Raw genomic sequence first — 24,292 nt, forward strand, 5'->3', positions numbered from 1 at the left:
GTTAGAATCAAGATATAAAGACAAGAAAACAACAAAGCATGAATGAGTTGGAATTAAGGTATAACAAAAACATGATCAAGGCAGGCATCAATTATGTAGTGACTATCTTGTTTCTTGGCTCTTGTTTCCTGCCTCTCAAAGCAAGCGCGCAAAAGGTAACCTCGGCCAAGCCGATGAGTCAGGCCGACAGTATGATGGTGAAGCAGCTTTTTTTCTCAGCCATACGCGAAAAAACCATCGAAAACTCCAAACGGGCAGGTGAAATGTTTGAGCGTATATTGCAGGCCGATCCTACAAACGACGCTTCGATGTTTGAGTTGGCTAACCTGAAACGGCAGCAGAATGATTATGCCGGGGCGCGGCCTTTATTGGAGAAAGCAGTTGCTCTTAGTCCGGATAATGAATGGTATTGGGTGGCTTTGGCAGATGATTATGAAAAAACCAATGCCATTGACAAGCTCGAAAATGTATTTAATCAACTCATCAGGATCAATCCGGATAAGCCTGATTATTATTTTGATAAAGCCAATGCCTATCTCATTTTAAAAAGATATGATGATGCCCTTAAAGTGTATGATCAGCTGGAAAAAATTAATGGGCCCAGCGATGATATTTTGGCAAGCCGGCAAAAGATCTATTTAAAACAAGGCAAGATCGACAAGGCAGCAGCTGAACTGGAGAAGGCTATTGTGGATAATCCGGGCCAGATGCGTTATTACCTCTTGCTGGCCGAAATTTATAATTCAAATGGATTGAATGATAAGGCCTTAAAAGTTTTACTACAGGCCGAAAAACAAGATAATAATAACGGTATGGTACATTTGGCCCTGGCCGATGTTTACCGCGACAAAAAAAATAACGATGCCTGCTTTAATGAATTGATGCTGGCGTTTGCAAACCCCGATGTGAGTATCGACCAAAAAGTAAATATCATTAGCGGGTACTTCCCCAAATTTCCTGAGCCTAATGCTAAAGCCAGTGCACTTGAACTAAGCCGGCTTTTAACGGTAGCACACCCTGCCGACGCCAAAGCTTATGCTATTTATGGCGATATGCTGTTGCAAAACACCAAATTAAAAGAGGCCAAAGCTGCTTACAAGAAATCAATTCAGTTGAATGAACAGGTATACATTGTACACGAGCAACTGGTACGGGTTGAACTGAGCGAAAATGATATAGACGCTACCATAAAGGATGGCGAAAACGCGCTTTCGTTATTCCCCAACCAGGGTTGGATGAACTATATGGTAGGGGTAGCCTGGGCGCAGAAAAAAGAGTATAAAAAAGCGCTTAATTACGCTACAAATGCAACTTCATTAGAAATTCAGGATAAGGATTTACTTTCGCTGAGCTTTTCGTTATTGGGCGATTGTTATCATAGTGTTAAAGATAACAAAAGTTCCGACGAGGCTTATGATAAGGCGTTAAGCTATAATCCGGATAATGCGTTTACATTAAACAATTATGCCTATTATTTATCGTTAAGAAGTGAGCAACTGGATAAAGCCGCGCAAATGTCAGCTCGTTCCAATGAGCTTCAGCCCAACACCGCGTCGTTTGAAGATACGTATGCCTGGGTGCTTTTTAAGCAAAAGAAATATGCTGATGCAAAGGTGTGGATGTTGAAGGCACTGGCGCATGATAAAACGAATAGCGCTGCTCAATATGAGCACTATGGTGATATTTTGTTTTACCTTGGTAGTATAGATGAGGCCGTAGAAAACTGGAAAAAAGCTAAAAGTAACGGCGGTCAATCGCCGGTATTAGACCGTAAAATAAATGAGAAAAAATATAGCGAGTAAGTTATTAATAGTGTGCTGCCTGTTGGTTATGGTGAGCTGTAAAGCCCGTAAACAGGTTTTGGTAGCCCGTAAAGCCGATTCATCGGCAAAGCCTGTTGATAATAAAATGAGCAGTAAGCTAAATGCTATCAGGGCAAAGCAGGTGAACTTTAACACCTTTTCGGGTAAAGCAAAAACCAAGCTCAATATTAATGGTAACAGTAATGATGTTACCCTCAACATCCGTATTGAGCGCGATAAGAGGATATGGGTTTCCATTACTGCCATTTTGGGGGTTGAGGCCGCCCGTGCACTGATCACACCTGACAGCATCTTGCTCATCAACCGTTTGCAGGGTGTGTATCTACGTAAGCCTTTTAGCTATGTATATAAATATGCCAGCACCCAGGTTAACTATAAAACGCTGGAGTCATTGCTGATTGGTAATGCCGTACCTGAATTAGTGAATGAAAAGGCCGAGCTAACTAACGCCGATGGTAACACCACCCTGAGCGGTAGTCTACAGGATTTGCTGTATAAACTGGTTTTAGGTGCCGATTTGAAAGTTACACAAACAAATTTGTCCAATCAAAGTGAAGGGCAATCGCTGCAGGTGACCAACAATAGCTTTATCCAGGCCACTAATCGCGTTATGCCATCACAAATAGATATCGCATCAGTAGTAAAAGATAAAAAAATACAGGTTAATTTGCATTATACAAAGGCCGACTTTGACGTGCAGCAGGAATATCCATTCAATATCCCTGCTAATTACGAGCCGGCCAAATAATTAATTATGTTTGTTTGATGAAGTTTTTAAAAGCAGTATTTTTTATAATAGCGGTATTTATAGCGGTTGATGTGCATGCTCAAAGCAGCCAGGAGTTAAAACGCAGACGTGATAAATTATCAGAAGAACTGGAACAACTGAATAAAGATTACCAGGAAACCTCGCAAAATAAAAGAGCTACTTTAAAACAGCTGAGTTTGTTAAAAGCGCAGATAAACCTGAGGGAAGAGAAAATAAATATCATCAACTCGGAGGTAAGAAATTTAGATAACCAAATCTCAGAGAGCAATAATACCGTACATAGTTTACAAAATCAGCTTGACCAGCTAAAAAAGGAATACGCAGCCATGATACTTTTTGCTTATCGCAATCAAAGTGCTTACAATAAGCTGATGTTCATTTTTGCTTCGAGAGATTTTAACCAGGCCTATAAACGATTAAAATATTTACAGCAGTTTGGTACCTATCGCGAGCGGCAGGCGGGTTATATACAGGGAACCCAAAAAGAACTGCACGTAAAAATAAACGAGCTGGATAAAAACAAGCAGGAAAAAAGTAACCTGCTGGCCGATCAGCAAAAGGAAAAAGAAACGCTTGGTAAAGAAAAAAACAACCAGGTAAAAGTAGTAAGCGACCTGTCGCAGCACGAAGGGCAGCTTAAACAGCAGCAACGGGAGGTTCAGGCAAAAATTGCCAAAACCAACAGGGAAATTGCCTCAACTATCCGCAGGGAAATTGAGGAAGCCCGGCGCAAGGCCGAGGCAGAAGCAAGAGAGGCCGCCAGGATAGCGGCAGCTAAAGCAAAGGCCGAAAACAGGCCCGCTCCGGTAGCTCCGGCCAAACCAGTGGTACGGAGTGAGTCGAGTGTGTTGAACGCGACACCTGAAGCGGCTAAGTTGTCAAATGACTTTTTGGGTAACCGCGGTCGTTTGCCATGGCCGGTTTCCAATGGAGTAATAACCCAGGGTTTTGGTATGTATACCACGCCCGAGGGAATAAAAAGTGAAAGTACCGGTATAGATATAAAAACTAATCCGGGAAGTTCGGTAAGAGCTGTATTTGATGGCACGGTTGTGCGGGTGGTTGACGTAAGTGGAACTTACCTGGTGATGATAGTTCACGGGGAGTATTTTACGGTGTATGCCAATTTACGGTCGGTTAGTGTGGCCAGGGGCCAAAAAGTTAGTACTAAGCAAACATTAGGAACGGTGGCGACAGATTCGTCGACCGGGGAAACGGAAGTTCACTTTGAAATTTATAAAGTGAAAGATCCAACCAATCCTAAAACGTGGCTGGCACCTAACTAATTAGTTATGAACTTTATGAAATTTTAATTGTATATATTTGTAACCTTAATTTAAATGCTATGCTAAGTTCAGTTTTTTTATTTTTAAATATTGGTACGAGCGAGATGGTACTGATACTTTTTGCAGCATTAATGCTTTTTGGAGGTGATAAACTACCTGAGCTGGCACGCGGTTTAGGCAAAGGCATCCGTGATTTTAAAGATGCATCTGAGGATGTAAAACGTGAAATCAACAACCAGATCAACAACTACGAGGAAAAGAAAACCGAAACAACGGTAAAAGATACCCCGCTTGCTGAAGAAAATACTGCAGAACACGCAACCACCACTACTGCGGAGGATAATGAAGTGAAGCACCCTATTCATGGTATAGAAAATACGGTGCCCAATACAATCCCTATCTCGGATACTTACGTAAGTACCCATGAAAGTGAGCCGGTAGCGGAAACACACATTGATCTGACTAAGAAAACAACCGCAGATCCTGTTAAAACAGAACACGAATAACACAAGTCATAATAATATTTACATAACATAAAACTTAAAAATCATGGGTGGATTAGGCGCACCAGAAATCATTCTGATCATCATTGCAATACTTTTATTGTTTGGCGGTAAAAAAATACCTGAACTAATGAGGGGTTTAGGAAAAGGCGTTAAAGAATTTAAAGACGCGCAAAACGGCGAAAATAATACAACTTCAACTGAAGAGAAACCTAAAGTTTAATACTATTTGGTATTAATTGGTTTAGCTCTTTTTGCTGCTTTTACTAGGATATAAACTTATCTGTTGAATTATTTCTTATTTCAACAGATAAGTTTTTTATTTTAGCCCCATGGCTAAATTTTATTCCTCTTTAAGTGAAATAAGGAGTGGGCTGCAACGTGCGGAAATTACCGTTGAAGGACTGGTAAAAAATTATCTGGATCAAATAAAAAAGAATGCTCATTTAAATGCCTTTAACGAGGTGTTTGAGCAAGAATCACTGATCAACGCAAAAAACGTTGACGACCGTATAAAAAACGGTACAGCCGGCAAACTGGCCGGAATGGTTATCGCTATAAAAGATAACATCTGCTATAAAGGGCACCAGGTAAGTGCCTCCTCAAAAATATTAAAAGATTTCACCTCCATTTATTCATCAACTATTGTTGAGCGCTTATTGGCCGAAGATGCAATTATTATAGGCCGTTGTAATTGTGATGAGTTTGCCATGGGCGGTGCTAACGAAACATCCTATTTCGGCCCGGTAAAAAACATGGCCGATGAAACTAAGGTTTCAGGCGGCTCATCAGGTGGCTCTGCGGTTGCTGTGCAGGCCAACATGTGCCATGCGGCTATCGGTACGGATACCGGAGGGTCGGTAAGGCAACCTGCTTCGTTTTGTGGGGTTATCGGTTTAAAACCTACCTATGGTCGTGTTTCCAGGCATGGTATTATCGCTTTCGCCTCGTCATTTGACCAGGTTGGCCCTATCACCAGGTCGGTAGAGGATGCTGCTTTGCTGCTGGAAGTAATGGCAGGTCCCGATGATTATGACAGTACCCTGGCTCAACAAGAAGTACCTGCATTTTCTGCTCATATCGAAAAAACAGGTAAAAAGAAGATAGCCTATTTACAGGAAGCCATTTCCAGCCCCGGTGTTGATGCTGAGGTAAAAGATGTACTGGTAAAGTATATTGATAAACTCCGTGCTGATGGTCATACAGTAACCCCAATCGCTTTTGAGCAATTAGACTACCTGGTGCCTGCTTATTATATTTTGGCTATGGCCGAGGCTTCATCAAACCTGGCCCGGTATGATGGAGTGCATTATGGTTACCGCAGCCCTTCGGCAGATGATCTGCAATCAACCTATAAGCGTTCCCGGTCCGAAGGTTTTGGCAAAGAAGTAAAACGCCGTATCATGTTGGGCACATTTGTACTGAGTGCCGGTTATTATGATGCCTATTATGCCAAAGCTCAGAAGGTGCGCCGGTTGATCAGGGAAAAAACCGACCAGATACTAAATGAATACGATTTTATACTGGTACCCACAGCTCCGGAACCCGCGTTTGCTATAGGTAAAGAAGAAAAAGACCCGGTAGTAACGTATCTTTCTGATATTTTTACTGTACAAGCATCCTTAGCGGGTGTGCCAGCTATTTCGTTGCCTGTTGGCAATAATAGCAAGGGTTTGCCGTTAGGTTTACAATTGCTTGCTAAGCATTTTAACGAACAGGAACTGTTGAATTTTTCAAAATATTTCCTTGAACTTTAAAAAAATTAATAATTTAGTAAAATAACCGGTGTTGGTTATAGGCTTTGGTTAATTTAAATCCCTAAAGAATGAAGAAACTATTTACGCTTACCATCTGCTTTTTATTACTGCAAATTGTTTACGCAAACGCTTCTTCTAAATCAAAATTTCAATGGCCCAATATTGCACAGGATACCATCCTGAGGAAAGCTGTTGTCCAGCCTGTAGGCCCCGCGCCGTTAAGAGGCATTTATGAGCGCCGGTTAGATTCTATCAGCAAAGATATCCCCTTGGAGTATAATGAGTATGTACAAAGCTATATAGACCTGTACATGCAAAACCGCGACGAGATGGGACAGGTGATAGGTCTTTCTAAATATTATTTCCCTATTTACGAAAAGGCTTTCCGCGATGCCGGTATACCCGAAGAGATAAAATTCCTTTCGATAGTGGAGTCAAAACTTGATCCTAATGCGGTATCAAGGGTAGGTGCAACTGGTCCGTGGCAGTTTATGTTTACAACCGCTAAATTGTATGGCTTAAATATGGATAGCTATGTTGACGAACGCCGCGATCCTATACAAGCCACTTACGCCGCTGCAGCTTATCTAAAAGATGCCTACCAGGAATTTGGCGATTGGCTTTTAGCCATAGCATCGTACAATTGCGGTAAAAGCAATGTAGAACGCGCTGTTGAAAAGGCAGGTGCGAATGATTTTTGGAGCGCCCGTCAGTACCTGCCTTCTGAAACCCGTGGTTATGTACCCGCTTTTATAGCCATGAATTATGTAATGCATTATTTTAATAAGCATAACATTGTTCCGCAGGCTTGTAATTTTTCACTGAAAACAGATACAGTTATGGTGAAAAAATATGTTGCCTTAAGTAGTATATCACAGGCGCTTAAAGTAAATATTAGTGAGTTGGCTATTCTCAATCCGGCTTACAGAAGGTTAATAGTTAACGGTTCACCGGCGTTGCCGCGCAGGTTGATCCTGCCGCAGGTTCCCAAGGAGAATTATGCCGTTTTATATAATGTGCTAAATGGTGGTGATGCTGTTGCCCCAGAACCAAAAGTAACTTACGCTTCCTACGCTGATAATAAACCTGAAGGCAAGATGCCTAGCCGTCACCGGGTTAGAAAAGGGGAGACGCTGACTTCCATTGCCGATAAGTATGGGGTTGAAGTACAGGACCTGAAAGTTTGGAACCATTTGAAAAGTAACCGGGCTCCGGTTGGAGTAAGTATTAAAGTAAATAATGGCGATGATACTTCAACAAGCGCGGCAGTTAGCACGCATGCCAAAAAGGTTTTATAATTGAAGTGCAGGAGCTTTAGGCGTATTAGCCTGTCCTGATAAATGAAATTGATAGTGAAAAAAGATTAAATGCCTGAATATGAGGGGCCCGGTTTTGATGCATTTCAAAGCCGGGCTTTTTTATTCGGGTTACCATAAAAAGAATTGTAATTTTGAGCGCTTGAATTTTGAGAAAATGAACAAGAACAACCGTAAACAGGACGCCTTAAACTACCACTCACAGGGGCGTCCGGGAAAAATACAGGTAGTACCTACCAAACCAACCAATTCGCAACGCGACCTCACTATGGCGTATTCGCCGGGTGTTGCCGAGCCTTGTCTTCGTATAGCAGAAAATGTAGAAGATGTATATAAATATACCGCTAAGGGGAACCTGGTGGCCGTTATCAGTAACGGTACCGCGGTATTGGGCTTGGGTAATATAGGCCCTGAAGCCAGCAAGCCGGTAATGGAAGGGAAAGGACTGTTGTTCAAGATTTATGCTGATATTGATGTGTTTGACCTGGAGGTAAATGCTAAAAGTGTAGATGAGTTTGTAACTATAGTAAAAGCGCTTGAACCAACCTTTGGCGGCGTTAACCTGGAAGATATATCTGCCCCAACCTGTTTCGAGATTGAGCGCAGGCTTAAAGCCGAAATGAACATTCCGGTGATGCACGATGATCAGCATGGTACAGCCATTATATCTGGTGCAGCTTTAATGAATGCCTGCGAGATACAAGGTAAAAAGTTGGATAAGATAAAGATGGTGGTTAACGGTGCCGGCGCTGCTGCTGTATCCTGCACCAAAATGTACCTTTCACTAGGTGTAAAAAAAGAGAACCTGGTGATGTTTGATATCAACGGTTTGTTGACACCGGAGCGTACCGACCTAGACGATATCAGGCTGGAATTTGCTACCACCCGTACCGATATCAAAACACTGGCAGATGCGATGAAAAATGCCGACGTGTTTGTTGGTCTTTCTGCAGCAAATGTAGTTGATGCCGATATGTTAAAGTCGATGGCTAAAAAGCCTATTGTATTTGCGATGGCCAACCCGGTTCCTGAGGTTGATTATGACCTGGCGGTTCAAACCCGCGATGATATCATTATGGCTACTGGTCGTTCTGATTTTCCTAACCAGGTGAATAACGTATTGGGTTTCCCCTATATTTTCAGAGGAGCGCTTGATGTAAGGGCAACTGCCATTAACGAAGCCATGAAAATAGCAGCTACCCATGCTATTGCCGAAATGGCTAAAAAGCCGGTTCCGGAAGCGGTGAATCTGGCTTATAATACCACCAACCTTAAATTCGGAAGGGATTACATTATTCCAAAACCGATGGATCAAAGGCTCATCGTTGAGGTATCGTCCGCGGTTGCTAAGGCGGCTATGGAGTCGGGCGTTGCCCGTAAAGCGATAACCGATTGGGAGGCTTATTATGAAGAACTACGATCAAGATTGGGCACCAATGATAAATTGCTGCGTAATCTCACCAATAAAGCCAAGCAAAACCCTAAACGTGTGGTTTTTGCCGAAGCTGATAATTACAAAATATTAAGATCGGCCCAAATTGTAAAAGAAGAGGGGATAGCTACGCCGATATTACTGGGTAACGAAGACAAGATCAGGCGTATCATGCGCGAGAATGATCTTGACCTCGGCGATGTGCAGATTATTGACCCGCGTGTGAAATGTGAAAACATGGAGGAGTATGCGGAATTCCTGTATCAAAAACGTCAGCGCAGAGGGGTGACCTTATTTGAGGCCCGCAAAATGCTAAGCGACCGTAACTACTATGGAGCCTGCATGGTACAGTTTGGCAGAGCCGATGCTTTGATATCGGGCCTAACCAAAAACTATGTTCCTACCATTAAACCAGCTTTGCAAATTATTGGTACCGAAGATGGCGTGAACCGGGTAGCTGGTATGTATATGATGATCACCCAGAAAGGCCCCGTATTTTTTGGCGATACTACCGTGAACGAAAACCCAACTGTACAGGAATTGGTAGACATCACCGTGCTGATAGAACGCTCTGTAAAACAGTTCAATATTAACCCTCGGGTAGCCGTATTATCGTACTCTAACTTTGGTTCAAATGATGGCCCTATTCCCGAAAAAACAAGGGAAACGGTGAAATTGCTACATAAGCAATGCCCGGATATGGTTGTCGACGGTGATATGCAGGCCAACTTTGCTCTGAATTCCGATTTGCTGGCTGATAATTTTCCATTTTCAACTTTAAACGGAAAACCGGCTAATACCCTGATATTTCCTAACCTGGAATCGGGCAATATTGCGTATAAGCTATTGCAGGAAATTGGCGGAGCCGAAGCTGTAGGGCCTATATTGCTGGGCATGAAAAAGCCAGTACACGTATTGCAACTGGGCAGCTCGGTTCGCGAAATTGTAAATATGATCACTATAGCGGTTGTTGATGCCCAGGAAAAAGCCGAAGCCAGCAAGCCAAAAGGTATTTTTGATAAACTTAAAGGAAAATAAATTCAGGTTCGCGGTTCCTGGTTTCAGGTTCGAGTTTTTCCCGAACCTCGAGCCCCGAACCACAAATCTGAAAAAATAATAATATTATGTACGATTATATTAGTGGCAAACTGGTATTCAAAAGTCCTTCGCATGTTGTAATAGACGCAGGGGGCATTGGCTATCACATTAATATATCGTTAAATACATATTCAAGGTTAGGTGAAGTAGAAAATTGTAAACTATTTATCTGGCAGTACGTAAAAGAGGATGCGCTCACTTTATATGGTTTTGCAGATGACGGTGAGCGTCGCTTGTTCTTACACCTGGTATCCATATCCGGCATAGGACCTAATACGGGGCGAATGATGTTATCATCAATTACCCCAGCCGAAATACAAGCAGCTATTGTTAGCGGCAATGTTGCTTTAATACAACGTATTAAAGGCATAGGTCCAAAATCGGCACAACGTATTATATTGGAGCTGCAAGATAAGTTACGTAAAGAAGGTCCTGATACCTTAACCGTTGTGCCTGTAAGCAAAACAGTTAAGGACGAGGCGCTCTCCGCACTTGTTATGCTTGGCTTTGCACGTAATGCTGCAGAGAAGGTATTGGATCAGGAGATCAATAAAAATAATGGAGATTTAACCGTAGAACAGCTTATAAAGTTTGCGTTAAAAACTCTATAATTACGTACAAATTCTAACTTGACCTTTGATAAAAATATTTACTTATAATATTATTATAAGTGTGTTGTTTATTTTGGCATTTAGTGGGCTGGGGAGTGTGTATGCACAACAACGCGTTACAGGTGCTAAAAGAGATACAACACCTGTGGGTACTCCCGTTAACTTAACTGAACCTAAAAGCCTCAGGGTCAGGGAAGGTATTTTTGATCCTGATCCTCCCAATCTCATCCGGACAGTTGAATACGACCCTACAACAAACAGGTATATATTGTATGAAAGAGTTGGTAACTTATTATATCGCCCACCGCAATATTTAACATTTGCACAATATTTAAAATTAAAAAGCAAATCAAATCAACGTATATATTATCAGCAACTGGCCGATAATTATGCTTATGCTTCTCAGCAACCGGGTTTTATACCATCTATCAAAGTACGCAGCCGCACTTTTGAACAGATTTTTGGTGGCCAAACTATTGATATAAGACCACAGGGATCGGCAGAAATGATACTGGCCGGTCAACTCAATCAAAACCAGAACCCACTGTTTAATACCAGGCAGCGTAACCAGTTTAATTTTAATTTCGATCAAAAGATACAGTTAAACGTAACCGGAAACATAGGCGATAAGTTAAAAATAACCACTAATTATAATACCGACGCGCAGTTTCAGTTTGATAACCAGATAAAATTGGATTACACCGGATCGCCGGATGAGATCATTCAAAAGGTAGAGGCTGGTACGGTAAGTATGCCCTTGAATACCACGCTTATCACGGGCAGCCAGGCTTTGTTTGGCCTTAAAACTAAACTAAAGTTTGGCCGCCTGGATGTAACCAGTATTTTATCGCAACAGCGATCGCAATCCAAAACCATTACTATAACCAATGGTTCGCAGCAAGGAGAATTCCGGGTAACACCGGCTGATTATGAAGCCAATAAACACTTCTTTTTATCGCAGTATTTTCGTGATAATTATGATAAGGCACTATCGAAGATCCCTATTATCAGCTCCAATGTCAATATTACCAAAATTGAAGTTTGGACAACCAACCGTACCAACGTTACTACCGATTCAAGGGATATATTGGCTTTCCTCGACCTTGGAGAAAATAAGCCGTTTAATACAAAGGTAACTGGCGGTGGCAGCGTTTATCCGGCAGGTTTTAAAGGACCTGGATTTGCACAACAGTCAAATAATTTATTAAACATTATACCGGCAGATGCGCGCCAGACCAATTCAAACGCGATAGCCAACTATTTTCAAAGCGGAAGTACCTCCGGTACCGATAACTACTCAAAGCTTACTTATGCCCGTAAGCTTACTGATAAGGAATATACCCTGCATCCGCAGTTAGGATATATATCGCTCAATTACCCTTTGAATAATGATGAGGTACTGGCGGTAGCTTACCAGTACACGGTTAACGGACAACAATACCAGGTGGGTGAGTTTAGCAGTGATGTAGCGGTTGATCCCAATACACCCAAAGTGTTATATGTAAAATTACTAAAAGGTGAATTGCTGAAAACCAATTTACCAACCTGGAAACTGATGATGAAGAATATTTATTCATTGGGAGCTTTCCAGGTGAGCCCTACCGATTTTAAACTTACCGTTACCAGACTTGATGACAAATCGGGCATCGAGAAAACGGTGATGGAGGAGGGACAAAACACCAAAGGAAAGCTCTGGCTACAGATAACAGACCTCGATAATCTCAACCAGCAGAATAACCTCCAGCCCGACGGCTATTTTGACTTTTTAGAGGGGATCACTATCGATTCACAAAATGGCCGGATCATGTTCCCGGTTCTGGAGCCTTTTGGTTCCGATCTGAATAAAAAGTTTTTACCTGGTGAGTCTGATCTTGCTAAACGGTATGTATACCAGCCCCTGTATGATTCAACCAAAACCATTGCACAACAGTACTTTCCCAATTTAAACCGTTATGTGATCAAGGGTACCTATACCTCAACGGGAGGGTCGGAGTACCAGCTTAACGCGGTGAACATTCCGCAGGGATCTGTTAATGTAACTGCAGGCTCTTTAAAGCTGCAGGAAGGTAATGATTACACCGTTGATTACAACTCTGGCCGTATCCGGATATTGAATCAGGCCCTGTTATCATCAGGACAACCCATTACGGTTAAACTGGAAAATAACGAGTTGTTTGGTGTACAGCAAAAATCATTATATGGATCGAGGCTTGATTACCACGTAAATGATAAACTAGCCCTGGGAGGTACCATTATGCACCTTACAGAACAGCCTCTAAACCAGAATGAAGTTGCCGGGCAGGAGTCCATATCCAATACCATATGGGGTTTTGACGCTAATTATAGCTCAGAATCACGATTGCTCACGCGGCTGGTTGATAAGATCCCGTTTATTCATACCAAAGTTCCGTCGTCTATAAATTTCTCGGGTGAGTTTGCGCAATTGCTGCCCGGCAGCCCAAGCGCTCTGAACTTTGCCGGCTCAAAAAATGGTACTTCCTATCTGGATGATTTTGAAAACAGCCAGTCGGTAATTGACGTAAAAAGTGCCAATACCTGGCAAATATCAGGTACACCACAGCTCTTTCCCGAGTCCGCATTATTTAATGATTTGAGCTATGGCTACAATAGGGCCAGGCTTGCATTTTATAATATCGACCCTATATTTTATACCAATACCGGCAGTATCCCTATATCAAAGGCTGAGCTTTCGAACCATTATGTAAGACAGATCATCGAGCAGGAAGTATTTCCTTTCAAACAGCCTGCTACCGGGCAGCAATTAAGCATTGCCACACTTAACCTGGCCTTTTATCCAACGGTGCGCGGGCCTTATAACTATACCACCAATGGTATCAATAACGATGGTACACTGCAAAACCCAAAAACACGCTGGGGAGGTATGTTCAGGAAAATGGATACCAATGATTTTGAATCATTAAACGTGTCATACATTGAGTTTTGGGTGATGGATCCTTTTATCTACAAACCAAACTCCGCCGGTGGCGATTTGTATTTTAACCTGGGTAGCATATCCGAAGATATACTAAAAGACGGACGTAAAAGTTTAGAGAACGCCTTACCCGTTAATGGCGATCTGTCGCAGGTTGACGAAACCAACTGGGGGCGTGTATCCAAATTGCAACCGGTAATAAATGCCTTTGATAATAACCCGGATTCGCGCAGGTTGCAAGATGTGGGTTTAGATGGCTTAAATGACGCCGACGAAAAAACGAAATTTGCCCCTATCGTACAACAGGTAACCAGCCGGTTAAACACGCAGGCGGCCAACAATTTCTCGGCCGACCCTTCTTCTGATGATTATCAGTATTATCAGGGGCGTGATCTGGATCAGGCCAGGGCCGGTATCTTAGATCGTTATAGTAAATACAACGGCACCGACGGCAACTCCAAAACAGCCGAACAATCACAAGCCGAACTTGGAATACAAAACTCCGCAGCCACCTCGCTGCCCGACGGCGAAGATATCAACCGTGATAATAACATGAGCCAGGAAGATTCTTACTTCCAGTACAAAGTATCCATACGTCCCGGGGATATGGTAGTTGGCCAAAATAATATCAGTGATAAGGTTACCGCTTCTGTAAAACTGGCCAACGGCAGTACGCAAATGGTTAACTGGTACCAGTTCAGGATACCCATAACCGATTATCAGGCCCAGGTAGGTAACATTCAGGATTTTAAAGCCATCCGTTTTATGCGGATGTTCATGACCAACTTTGCCGATACCGCCATACTACGTTTCGCTACCCTGCAACTGGTTCGCGGCGAGTGGCGTACTTTTAATGTCGAAAGAAACCCACTGAATGTAATTGCCGACCCGGCTATTCCAAATCCACCGATTGACAACTCTACGCTTGACGTACAGGCGGTGAGTATTGAGCAAAACGGTAACCGCACACCTATACCTTATGTGGTGCCACCGGGCATTAATCGTCAGCGTAACTATAATAACCTGCAAACAGATACAAAACTAAACGAGCAATCGCTTTCGTTAGACATAAAAAACCTGCGCGATGGTTATTCAAGGGCTGCCTTCAAAACCTTTTTTAATGATTTGCGCTCCTATAAGCGCCTGCAAATGTTTGTACACGCCGAAGGCGATCAGCTGAAGGATAATGATTTGAATGCCTTTATCCGTTTAGGGGTTGATTACCAGGATAACTACTATGAATATCAGGTACCTTTAAAGGTTACGTTACCCGGTACCCGCGATCCGGATGCCATATGGCCTGCCGCTAACTCGATAGATCTGGAGCTGGATCTGTTAACCCGTGCCAAGCTTAAACGGAATCACTCCAATGTACCCTACAACCAGGTGTTTAAATACGTGGAAGGAAATCAAACAGTTTATATCAAAGGTCAGCCAGATCTGAGCAAGTTACGTACGGTTATGCTGGGTGTACGTAACCCTTATAAAGGCGCGCAACCGTCAAACATTGACGATGGGCTGGATAAAACAGGTATTGTTTGGTTTGACGAGCTAAGGTTAACCGACTTTGACCAGCGTGGTGGCTGGGCTGCAACGGCACGGTTTGATGCTAAGCTTGCCGATTTTGCCGATATTACTATAGCAGGTACCAAAACTACCGTTGGTTTTGGTACCCTTGATTCCCGCTTAAATGACAGGAGCCGCAGCGACGACCAAACTTATGATGTATCCGCCAATATGGAGTTGGGAAAATTCTTCCCAGCTAAAAGCGGTATCCATATACCAACTTATGTCAATGTGTCAAAGCAAACGAGTATGCCGCAGTATGACCCCGGCGCGCCCGATGTGGAACTCAAGGCATCATTAGCTGCAGCAACCTCGAGTCAGGAACGCGATTCTATACGTAATGCCGCTGTTGATTATACTCTACGAAGAAGTATCAACTTCACCAACGTACACAAAGCAAGAACAGACCCGAACGCTCCCAACCATTTATGGGATGTAGAAAATCTGAATGCCTCCTATGCCTATACAGAGTACACGCATCATGATTTTGTAACTCAAAATGACCTGGAAAAAACATACAATTTGACGCTGGCTTATAATTATACCAATCAACCCAAATACTATAGTCCGTTTGCTAAGATCATTAAGAGTAACCTGCTGGCACTTTTCCGCGATATCAATTTCAGCATTCTCCCTTCGAGATTAAACCTGAGTATCAATTTTGACCGTTTTTATTCTGAAAATACCCTGCGGGATAATGACCCTAATAACTTTATCCCTGTACCAACAACCACGTTCAATAAATATTTTAACATTACCCGGGTTTACGGTATCGGCTGGAATCTTTCCAAGTCATTACAAATGGATATCGATGCGACTAACTTGTCGGTGGTTGATGAGCCTGCTGGACGTATCAATGGTTTAAAACGGGATACCCTGTGGGACAATCTGAAAAAACTGGGGCGTACCACTAACTATAATCACACCATCAACTTTAACTATAATGTGCCGTTCGCCAAAATACCGGGTATGGACTGGATAACTACGGTAGCCCGATACAGCGCGCATTTTAACTGGCAAACTCAGCCCCTGTTCGCTATTAATGATCCTACTTACGATGTGGGTAACAGTATACAAAACTCCAGGGCTATACAGCTAAATCCAACATTAAATATGGTGGCCCTGTACAATAAATTCCCGTTCATACGTAAGGCTAATAATCCTAACAATACCAAAACGGGTATTGATGGCTTCCTGATAGGGTTGTTGACCAGCGTTAAAAACCTTAGCGCTACTTATACCCGTACGCAGGGTATATTTTTACCGGGCTACTTGCCGCAGTCGGGCTTTTTTGGTTCAGATGCCGGGGCCCCTGGTTTAGGATTTTTACTGGGTAGCCAGGCCGATATCCGGGCCAAAGCCGTGGCCAATGGCTGGATCACGAAGGATACCTTGCAAAACCAGTTGTACGTAACCACCATGAATGAGGATATGCACTTCAGGGGTATTATTGAACCAATTAAGGATTTGCGCATTGAGCTTATAGCCTTTAAGACACAGGATCATAATTACCAGGCCAACTTTAAATACCTCCCTACAACCAACAGTATTGAATCATTAAGCCCGGTAACTACGGGTAATTACAGTATATCGTTTTTAACTATTGCCACCGCATTCAAAAAAACAACGGGGGTTGATAATACATCACCTATTTATCAAAAGCTATTGGATAGCCGCGCCGTTATCTCTAAAAAATTAGGGGCGACAAATCCAAATTCCGCGGGTAGTACCGATGGCTATGCCGACGGTTACGGGCCAAATTCACAGAATGTATTGGTGCCGGCTTTCCTGGCAGCCTATACGGGTAAAAATCCTGCTAAAAGCAATCTTTCACAGTTTCCGTCTATCCCGATACCTAACTGGCAGATCACTTATAATGGCTTGAGTAAGATTCCGTTTTTACAGGATATTTTTGATTCGTTTGATCTGAGCCATGGCTACCGGTCGTCTTACAACGTGAACGGCTTTACCTCCTTATTGCAATACCAGGAAGCAAACGGTGCGGTTAATTCACGCGATCTTAACAACGACTTTTTGCCCCAGTACCAGTTTTCGCAGGTAACTATTTTTGAACAGTTTGTGCCTTTACTGGGCGCCAGTATGCGCTTTAAGAACAACATGACCACCAATGTAGAGTACAGGCAAAGCCGGTCATTAAGCCTAAGCTTGCTTAATAGCCAGCTGGCTCAGCAAAACGAGCGTATCATTGTATTTGGCTTTGGTTATCATACCAAAAATTTCCATTTCCCGTTTGGCTGGTTCAGCGGACCTGGCAAGGATAACGATGTTAACTTTAAGCTCGATTTCTCCCTGCGCGATAATAAAACCCTGATATACCGGGCCGATGTGCAGGAAGCTGAAATATCATCAGGTGCGCAAAATATTACCGTACGGCCATCTATTGATTATGTGATTAACCAGCGGTTTAATTTGAACCTGTTTTATGATTCAAACATTACCAAGCCATATACCTCGCAAACATTTAATACTGCGTATACTAATTTTGGCATCAACCTTAAATTGTTGCTGCAATAGATCAGGCTAATTTCCCCAAAACTTTTTAAACCTTAAATTTTAACACTTTTCTGCTCAAAAACGGGGTGAAAAAGCTTTAAAATTGATTCATAACCATCGATTTTAACACTTTTTAACAAATTTTAACACGGTTTTGATGTGTTTTGAAAACTTTAAAAAGTATTAAATTATTGATAATCAAATATTTGAATGTAAAGTGGTCGATTTTTGTGCCGTTTTATCTCTTAACCAAACAGCCCGGTTATCTGGAAAAAGATAACCGGGCTGTGTTTTATATAAAGATACGGAAAATCGTAGAGAATGCGTAAAAAATCAGGTCTGTCACTCTGAGCCCGTCGAAGAGTTGTGCGTATAGGCCTGCCCACCATACTTCGACGGTGCTCAGTATGACATGCTTGTCTCGTCCTATTTATTCAATTCCTTCTGACGCTTTTTTTCGGCTTTGCGCTTTTTTCGGGCTTCTTTTCTGGCCTTGTGATCACGTTTGTTCTTTTGATGTTCCTCTATCCGGGCTTTTGTTTCCTGTTGCTTTTTGGCATCAACTCCCACGCAGGGTTTTATACCCTCGAGTAGAGCTTTCCAGATGGTTTTAAAAAAGGGCGAATCCTTGGGGCGCAGGTAAATAACATTGGCTGATCGGGGTGTTTCGCCTGCTTTGTCCGGATTGTCATGTTTGATCACGAACAGATTGGCAAACATCGACATTACCGAGCGTTTTTTTAACCGGTCATTAGCCGTGTCTGCCTGGAATATATTTACCTTCAAATTGTTGTATAAAAAACCTACATGACCCTTAAATACATTAGCATTGGCCTGTATATCAAAACTTAATTCTTTAATTGTGCCCCCGGTGGCCTTCACCATAGCCAGCGGCATTACCGCCGGGTTTAGCGCCTGCAAATTCATGGGGCCGAGAGTTCCTTTATAGGTAAAGGCGGCGTCTTTATCGGTTAGATTGAAAGCAAATTGCACATCCAGTTTACCACGGTTCATGAAATAGGTTGTAAGATCTACAGAGGTAATATTGTTTTTGGCCGGCGTGGTCTTGTTGTTGGTGATGTTATAAAAATGACCGCTGGTATTATTAAAGGTAACCGTACCTGTTTTATTTGATTTATGATTGAACTCGGAGTACTCCACATTAATGTGATGTATACGCACGGTGTCAATATTCAGATCGATACCTATCTGGTGTATCATCACATTGGGGAATGTGCTTACTTTATCAATCGTTGTGGTGGTTTTTGTTTTATTAGGATTGTTGAACACCCGGATACTACCCCGGTTCAACACGAGGTTTGATGCCGTTACCCGCCGGTATTTGTGATAGCTTAAAAAATCAAAATTGTTGAGTTGCAGGCTATCGATATTTACACCGAAACGATCATTATTGCTTTTGTTAAAAAATACATCTGTTTTGGCTGGTGAAAGCTGCATCCCTTCTACATTTAACTGCGATTTGAGCGTAGAAAGCTTAAGGTATTTAATTTTATAGGTATATAAGCCACTGGCTGTTTTGCCGGTATAATTGTTTAGCTCGGTTATTACATCCTTGCAATAAAGCAGGCGTGAGCGATCTGTTTGGGTGGCCGAATCAATAAGCAGATCGTTAGCTGTCAGGTTCATTTCTTTCAGTTCGGAAATAGCTACTTTATTGCCAGAGTAGTCGTGGTATTTAAATTTTACATCATTGAGCAGTATTTGCCCAATGTGGATGGACTTTAAACTTTTAGAGATCTTTTGCCAGGCCGTCCGGTGATCTTTTAAAACCGTATCCTTGGTATGGTTAAGCTGGTAGCTGATGTTTACTTCGGGCTCGTTTAATATTATTTGGCCTATATTGAGCTTATGTCTGAAATACAGGCTAAGCGGGTGCACATGCAGCAGGATGAGGCGCTTTACATGCAGCTCAACCAGGTTATTTGGGGCTAGGTGCTGTTTCTTTTTTTGATTGTAAACAGCGGTGTCGGGTTTTAGGGTGATATTGTAAAGCGTTATTTTACCTTGCAATACATGCAGTTCGGCATCGGTAAAATCAATTTTATACAGGCTGTCGCTGCTGCTTAGTACCACGTCATGAACCTTACTGGCCAAAATAGGCGACCAATACCGGTTAACCACCAATGCCAGGAGAAAAATGATAATTACCGGTATCAGCACAAATTTAAATACTATTTTTTGCCACTTGTGCTTTAAAAACTTAAAATCCATTTACCGGTTTTACTTTCTCTTAGGGTATACTATTTTAGTTGAACTGCTTTTGGTTTCACTTCCGCTTTAATCAATAACTTCTGCACATACAGTCAGCCTTAAATTTATTAAACTTATCTGATAAGTTATCCAATTTGCAACAGCTTTAACGTTTAATTGTGTTTTTTTATAAAATCGGCTTTCGGCTTAACGCAATTGCGGGGTCCGGATATAAAAATTGTTAAAAATGAAGCTTTCAGGATCGAACGGCAGGTTGATTGTCCCCGCCTAAAAACGCTATTATTTTCGGCTTATTATAGGAGGTGGCTATGAATCGACTCGCCCGGTCGTCGCTTCGTTCGATCTTCATTCTTTTTACATAACATGCAAAGCTATGTCAAGGAGCGCAGCGTGGCAATCTCCTCCCGTTGTCATCGGCAAGAATAGCGACGAGATTGCCACGCTGCAATGACATGATTTTTATCCTCCCTTTTTTTGCAAAGCAGAAAAAGGGGAAGCTTAGCGATGGTTGGGTGAGCTGGTGTTCGCATTCAAATTAAGCACACAACAAGAAAAAGTCAATTTTCCTATAAATACTGCCAATATGTCATTTGGGTATTTAAATTTTATGTATTTTTGCAGACTAATTTTTACAATACATGATGGATTTGGAAATTCCGGATAAAACACATGACGAAAGCAGGCAGGGCGAAGCCTTGGTTTTAGAACCTGTTGCCGGTAAAAACAATGGTCGTAAGCTTTATATTGAAAGCTACGGCTGTGCCATGAATTTTTCGGACAGTGAGATAGTTGCATCAATTTTAGCCGAGCAGGGTTTTGAAACCACAACAGATCATAACCTTGCCGATGTTATTTTTATAAATACCTGTTCTATTCGTGAAAACGCAGAGCAAAGGGTGCGTAACCGCCTAAAAGAGTTTACGGTTGCCAAAGTACGTAACCCCGGCCTGGTAGTAGGTGTACTGGGCTGTATGGCCGAACGCCTGAAATCGAAATTTTTAGAAGAAGAAAAACTGGTTGACGTAGTGGTTGGTCCGGATGCGTACCGCAACCTGCCCGAATTGATTGACCAGGTAGATAGTGGCCAGAAAGCGGTGAACGTACTGCTGTCGCGCGAGGAAACTTATGCCGATATCAGTCCGGTGCGTTTAAATAGTAACGGCATCAACGCCTTTGTATCTATCATGCGGGGATGCGATAATATGTGCTCGTTTTGCGTAGTTCCATTTACCCGTGGCCGCGAACGTAGCCGCGATCCAAAATCGATCATAGCCGAGTGTACCGACCTGTTTAACAAAGGCTACCGCGAGGTTACTTTGTTGGGGCAGAATGTGGATTCTTATAAATGGAGTAGCTCAAGCAGCCCCTCCCAACCCTCCCCGGAAGGGAGGGCTTTTGATGAGCCGGATACAAACAAAGTCTCCCCTGCCGGGGGAGATTTAGAGGGGGCTGTGGTTAATTTTGCCAATCTCTTGGAATTGGTAGCCCTGATCAACCCTGATCTGCGGGTTCGTTTTTCAACCTCGCATCCTAAGGACATCACTGATGATGTGTTACATACTATCAATCAATACGAAAACATTTGCAACTATATACACCTGCCGGTACAATCGGGCAATAGCCGCATACTGGACATGATGAACCGCACTTACGACAGGGAATGGTATATCAACCGTATAGATGCAATCCGTCGTATTATACCAGATTGCGCGGTATCAACCGATGTGATTACCGGTTTTTGTTCGGAAACTGACGAGGAGCATCACGATACCGTAACCATGATGGATTACGTAAAGTATGATTTTGCCTACATGTTCAAATACAGCGAACGTCCCGGCACTTTGGCCGCGAAGCGTTATGCAGATGACATCCCGGAAGAAATAAAACAAAAACGCCTGGCTCAAATTGTAGCCAAGCAACAGGAATACTCGTTTTACAGGATGCAGGCACGTATTGGCAAGGTAGAAAAAGTGCTGATAGAAGGTTATTCCAAAAAATCAGACAAAGACTATTGTGGTCGCAGTGATCAAAACGCCATGGTGATTTTCCCAGTTGGTGAAAACTACAAACCCGGCGAATATGTGAATGTATTGATTGAAAAAACAACATCGGCTACGTTGATAGGAAAAGTAGTGGAATAGAGGCAGGAAGTCAAGAATCAGGAGACAAGAAAGGAAGCTTAAAGATTGGTGAAGCACAATTTTAAAAGTTTGAAAATTTGGCAAAGGTCAATGGACCTAACCGATTTAACCTATGAATTTTGTAAGGGATTACCAATCGATGAACGCTTCAACCTGATTGATCAACTTAACAGATGTTCATGTTCGATCCCTTCAAATATAGCTGAAGGGTCTGGAAAGAGAACAAAGGTTCACTTTGCTGAGTTTTTAACTACATCGCTTTCATCTGCGTTTGAAGTAGAAACACAATTATTGATATGTGAACGCAGAGCTTACGGCTCTGAGGATAAATTAAAAGAATGCTTAGAATTAGTTATTGAAATTCAAAAGATGATATTCAATTTCAGAGAATATATTTTGAAAAGTAATGATTAAAAACCGAATTAGGATTCAATGCTGGAACTTTTGTCTTGGTTCTTGATATCCTGATTCTTGAATCTCTTTATGGAAGTACAAGAAATAAAACAACGCTTTGGTATCATTGGCAATTCGCCATTGCTTAACCGGGCTATAAATATTGCTAACCAGGTATCGCCTACAGATATTTCGGTACTCATTACCGGCGAAAGCGGGAGTGGTAAGGAAGTGTTTTCGCACATCATACACCAGATGAGTCCGCGTAAGCATGGGCCGTTTATTGCGGTGAACTGCGGTGCTATACCAGAAGGTACTATTGATTCGGAATTATTCGGTCACGAAAAAGGCGCTTATACCGGCGCTGTTGGTGAGCGTAAAGGGTATTTTGAAACCGTGAACACCGGTACCATATTTTTGGATGAGATTGCCGAAATGCCCTTGGGTACACAAGCCCGCTTGCTGCGTGTGCTGGAATCGGGACAATATATTAAGGTGGGTTCGTCAAAAGTAGAAAAAACGAATGTGCGCGTTATCGCTGCCACCAATGTTGATGTATATGAGGCGGTAAAGAATGGCAAGTTCAGGGAAGATCTTTATTACAGGTTAAATACCGTTCCGCTGCGCATACCACCACTGCGCGACCGGAAGGAAGATATTTACCTGCTTTTCAGGAAATTTACGTCAGACTTTACCGATAAATATCGTACGCCGCCCATTCAGCTGGATGATGAGGCACAGCAGGTATTGGTTAACTATTCGTGGCCGGGTAACGTAAGGCAGCTTAAAAACATGGCCGAACAACTGGCCGTACTGGAGCGCGATCGGATTATCACCGCGCAAACGCTGCTTACTTATATTCCGCATGAAACCAGCAACCGCAATTTGCCTATGCGTTTGGATAATCAGCCCAAAGAGGATTTTTCTGAAAGGGATATCCTGTATAAAGTGCTGTTTGATATGAAACGCGACATGGTGGAATTGAAAAAACTGGTGGCGGATATTATTGAGCATGGGGGAGTAGCGGCCAACTACAGCAATCATTCGCAAACTATAAACCAACTATATCGCGATATTGAACTACCCGGAAACCCCGAAGCGCAATTTACTTTGCAACAACCCGTTAATACGGTAAATAACAACAGCAACAATAATAACGTTGATGCCTATAATATAACGCACGATGCCGAAGAGGTGGAAGAATCGTTATCGCTGATTGAAAAAGAATCGGACCTGATACGTAAAGCGTTAAAGAAACACAAGGGCAAACGTAAGCTTGCAGCTAATGAACTGGGTATATCAGAACGTACCCTGTACAGGAAAATAAAAGAATTAAACTTATAAGGCTAAATGAAAAGAATTTTTGGGGTTATTATTTGTTCGTTAAGCTTACTGTTGTCATCTTGCTACACACTCCGGAATGCATCTATCCCAGCGGATATGAAAACGCTTGATGTACAGTTTTTTGAAAATAATTCGCCCCTTGTGGTGGCCAACCTGAGCCAAAACTTTACAGAAGGATTAAAGACCAGGATACGTAACCAAAGCCGGCTAAGTATTTCCCGCAATGCTGAAGCGGACGCTACCATGTCGGGCAGTATTATAGGCTATACCATTGCTCCGGTTTCTATCCAGGCGGTAGCCAATAACGTAGCGCCTATTGCCGATGCAAACAGGTTAACAATTACTGTAAGAGTTAAATTTGTTTTTAATAGTGCCAAGACTCCTGCCGATAAAAAGCTTAACTTTGATCAAACATTTACCAATTATCAGGATTATAAAGGAGATATAGGGGCGCAAGAGCAAAACCTGATAAAAACGATAACCGATAAAATAACAGAAGATATTTTTAACAAAGCCTTTTCTAATTGGTAGGCAATTCGTACTTTCAACCACGT

15 protein-coding genes are annotated in these 24,292 nt (G+C 42.4%); 14 read left to right on the forward strand and 1 reads right to left on the reverse strand.

From position 1 onward, the window contains the following. The first annotated feature begins 38 nt into the window (after nucleotides 1-38). The 10 genes from BW976_RS19825 (at nucleotide 39) to sov (ending at nucleotide 17,649) form a co-directional block, all read left to right on the forward strand. The gene (locus BW976_RS19825) at nucleotides 39-1,802 is read left to right on the forward strand and encodes a tetratricopeptide repeat protein (protein ID WP_076375683.1); all 1,764 of its coding nucleotides are present in this window, start codon (nucleotides 39-41) and stop codon (nucleotides 1,800-1,802) included. After that, a complete protein-coding gene (locus BW976_RS19830) occupies nucleotides 1,780-2,571 on the forward strand; it encodes a lipoprotein insertase outer membrane protein LolB1 (protein WP_076375685.1) in 792 nt (263 codons plus the stop codon). The genes BW976_RS19825 and BW976_RS19830 overlap by 23 nt, the downstream gene beginning before the upstream one ends. A 17-nt stretch (nucleotides 2,572-2,588) precedes the next feature. Further along, on the forward strand, nucleotides 2,589-3,878 hold the full coding sequence (locus tag BW976_RS19835) for a murein hydrolase activator EnvC family protein (protein WP_076375687.1): 1,290 nt from the start codon (nucleotides 2,589-2,591) through the stop codon (nucleotides 3,876-3,878). Between the two features lie 59 nt (nucleotides 3,879-3,937). Next, the gene (locus BW976_RS28915; RefSeq protein ID WP_084192279.1) at nucleotides 3,938-4,384 is read left to right on the forward strand and encodes a Sec-independent protein translocase subunit TatA/TatB; all 447 of its coding nucleotides are present in this window, start codon (nucleotides 3,938-3,940) and stop codon (nucleotides 4,382-4,384) included. A gap of 43 nt (nucleotides 4,385-4,427) precedes the next feature. Next, nucleotides 4,428-4,604, forward strand: coding sequence for a Sec-independent protein translocase subunit TatA/TatB (locus tag BW976_RS19845; RefSeq protein ID WP_076375689.1), 177 nt, complete (start codon nucleotides 4,428-4,430; stop codon nucleotides 4,602-4,604). A 109-nt stretch (nucleotides 4,605-4,713) separates the two neighbouring features. Next, nucleotides 4,714-6,138 carry an Asp-tRNA(Asn)/Glu-tRNA(Gln) amidotransferase subunit GatA gene (gatA, locus tag BW976_RS19850; protein WP_076375691.1) on the forward strand — a complete coding sequence of 475 codons (1,425 nt, stop codon included), beginning with the start codon at nucleotides 4,714-4,716 and terminating at the stop codon, nucleotides 6,136-6,138. Nucleotides 6,139-6,206: 68 nt separating this feature from the next. Next, a complete protein-coding gene (locus tag BW976_RS19855) occupies nucleotides 6,207-7,436 on the forward strand; it encodes a lytic transglycosylase domain-containing protein (RefSeq protein WP_076375693.1) in 1,230 nt (409 codons plus the stop codon). A 175-nt stretch (nucleotides 7,437-7,611) separates the two neighbouring features. Next, nucleotides 7,612-9,924 (forward strand): NADP-dependent malic enzyme, encoded by a 2,313-nt coding sequence (locus BW976_RS19860; protein ID WP_076375748.1) that lies wholly within the window; start codon nucleotides 7,612-7,614, stop codon nucleotides 9,922-9,924. An 86-nt stretch (nucleotides 9,925-10,010) separates the two neighbouring features. Further along, nucleotides 10,011-10,595 (forward strand): Holliday junction branch migration protein RuvA, encoded by a 585-nt coding sequence (gene ruvA / locus BW976_RS19865; protein ID WP_076375695.1) that lies wholly within the window; start codon nucleotides 10,011-10,013, stop codon nucleotides 10,593-10,595. A 25-nt stretch (nucleotides 10,596-10,620) separates the two neighbouring features. Continuing rightward, the gene (gene sov / locus BW976_RS19870; protein ID WP_139332358.1) at nucleotides 10,621-17,649 is read left to right on the forward strand and encodes a T9SS outer membrane translocon Sov/SprA; all 7,029 of its coding nucleotides are present in this window, start codon (nucleotides 10,621-10,623) and stop codon (nucleotides 17,647-17,649) included. A 405-nt stretch (nucleotides 17,650-18,054) separates the two neighbouring features. Here sov and BW976_RS19875 read toward each other — a convergent pair whose 3' ends face one another. Further along, on the reverse strand, nucleotides 18,055-19,860 hold the full coding sequence (locus BW976_RS19875; protein WP_076375697.1) for an AsmA family protein: 1,806 nt from the start codon (nucleotides 19,858-19,860) through the stop codon (nucleotides 18,055-18,057). A 638-nt stretch (nucleotides 19,861-20,498) separates the two neighbouring features. Between BW976_RS19875 and BW976_RS19880 the strand changes: the two genes are divergently transcribed. From BW976_RS19880 to BW976_RS19895, 4 genes are all read left to right on the forward strand, one after another. Next, on the forward strand, nucleotides 20,499-22,001 hold the full coding sequence (locus tag BW976_RS19880) for a MiaB/RimO family radical SAM methylthiotransferase (protein WP_076375699.1): 1,503 nt from the start codon (nucleotides 20,499-20,501) through the stop codon (nucleotides 21,999-22,001). 48 nt (nucleotides 22,002-22,049) lie between these two features. Beyond that, complete coding sequence (locus tag BW976_RS19885; protein ID WP_262494189.1) at nucleotides 22,050-22,415, forward strand: four helix bundle protein; 366 nt, start codon at nucleotides 22,050-22,052, stop codon at nucleotides 22,413-22,415. 69 nt (nucleotides 22,416-22,484) lie between these two features. Further along, nucleotides 22,485-23,738 carry a sigma-54 interaction domain-containing protein gene (locus BW976_RS19890; RefSeq protein ID WP_076375703.1) on the forward strand — a complete coding sequence of 418 codons (1,254 nt, stop codon included), beginning with the start codon at nucleotides 22,485-22,487 and terminating at the stop codon, nucleotides 23,736-23,738. Nucleotides 23,739-23,744: 6 nt separating this feature from the next. Continuing rightward, nucleotides 23,745-24,269 carry an LptE family protein gene (locus tag BW976_RS19895; protein ID WP_076375705.1) on the forward strand — a complete coding sequence of 175 codons (525 nt, stop codon included), beginning with the start codon at nucleotides 23,745-23,747 and terminating at the stop codon, nucleotides 24,267-24,269. Nucleotides 24,270-24,292: the final 23 nt, after the last annotated feature.

Source organism: Mucilaginibacter lappiensis (assembly GCF_900155965.1).
GTDB classification, from domain to species: Bacteria; Bacteroidota; Bacteroidia; order Sphingobacteriales; family Sphingobacteriaceae; genus Mucilaginibacter; species Mucilaginibacter lappiensis.

Bases quoted from the DNA above. Each gene is read 5' to 3' on its own strand.
- BW976_RS19860 (WP_076375748.1), top strand. From the start codon at position 7,612: ATGAACAAGAACAACCGTAAACAGGACGCCTTAAACTACCACTCACAG.
- BW976_RS19835 (WP_076375687.1), top strand. From the start codon at position 2,589: ATGAAGTTTTTAAAAGCAGTATTTTTTATAATAGCGGTATTTATAGCG.
- BW976_RS19895 (WP_076375705.1), top strand. From the start codon at position 23,745: ATGAAAAGAATTTTTGGGGTTATTATTTGTTCGTTAAGCTTACTGTTG.
- BW976_RS19845 (WP_076375689.1), top strand. From the start codon at position 4,428: ATGGGTGGATTAGGCGCACCAGAAATCATTCTGATCATCATTGCAATA.
- BW976_RS19880 (WP_076375699.1), top strand. From the start codon at position 20,499: ATGATGGATTTGGAAATTCCGGATAAAACACATGACGAAAGCAGGCAG.
- BW976_RS19890 (WP_076375703.1), top strand. From the start codon at position 22,485: ATGGAAGTACAAGAAATAAAACAACGCTTTGGTATCATTGGCAATTCG.
- BW976_RS19825 (WP_076375683.1), top strand. From the start codon at position 39: ATGAATGAGTTGGAATTAAGGTATAACAAAAACATGATCAAGGCAGGC.
- ruvA (WP_076375695.1), top strand. From the start codon at position 10,011: ATGTACGATTATATTAGTGGCAAACTGGTATTCAAAAGTCCTTCGCAT.
- BW976_RS19855 (WP_076375693.1), top strand. From the start codon at position 6,207: ATGAAGAAACTATTTACGCTTACCATCTGCTTTTTATTACTGCAAATT.
- BW976_RS19875 (WP_076375697.1), bottom strand. From the start codon at position 19,860: ATGGATTTTAAGTTTTTAAAGCACAAGTGGCAAAAAATAGTATTTAAA.
- BW976_RS19830 (WP_076375685.1), top strand. From the start codon at position 1,780: ATGAGAAAAAATATAGCGAGTAAGTTATTAATAGTGTGCTGCCTGTTG.
- BW976_RS28915 (WP_084192279.1), top strand. From the start codon at position 3,938: ATGCTAAGTTCAGTTTTTTTATTTTTAAATATTGGTACGAGCGAGATG.
- gatA (WP_076375691.1), top strand. From the start codon at position 4,714: ATGGCTAAATTTTATTCCTCTTTAAGTGAAATAAGGAGTGGGCTGCAA.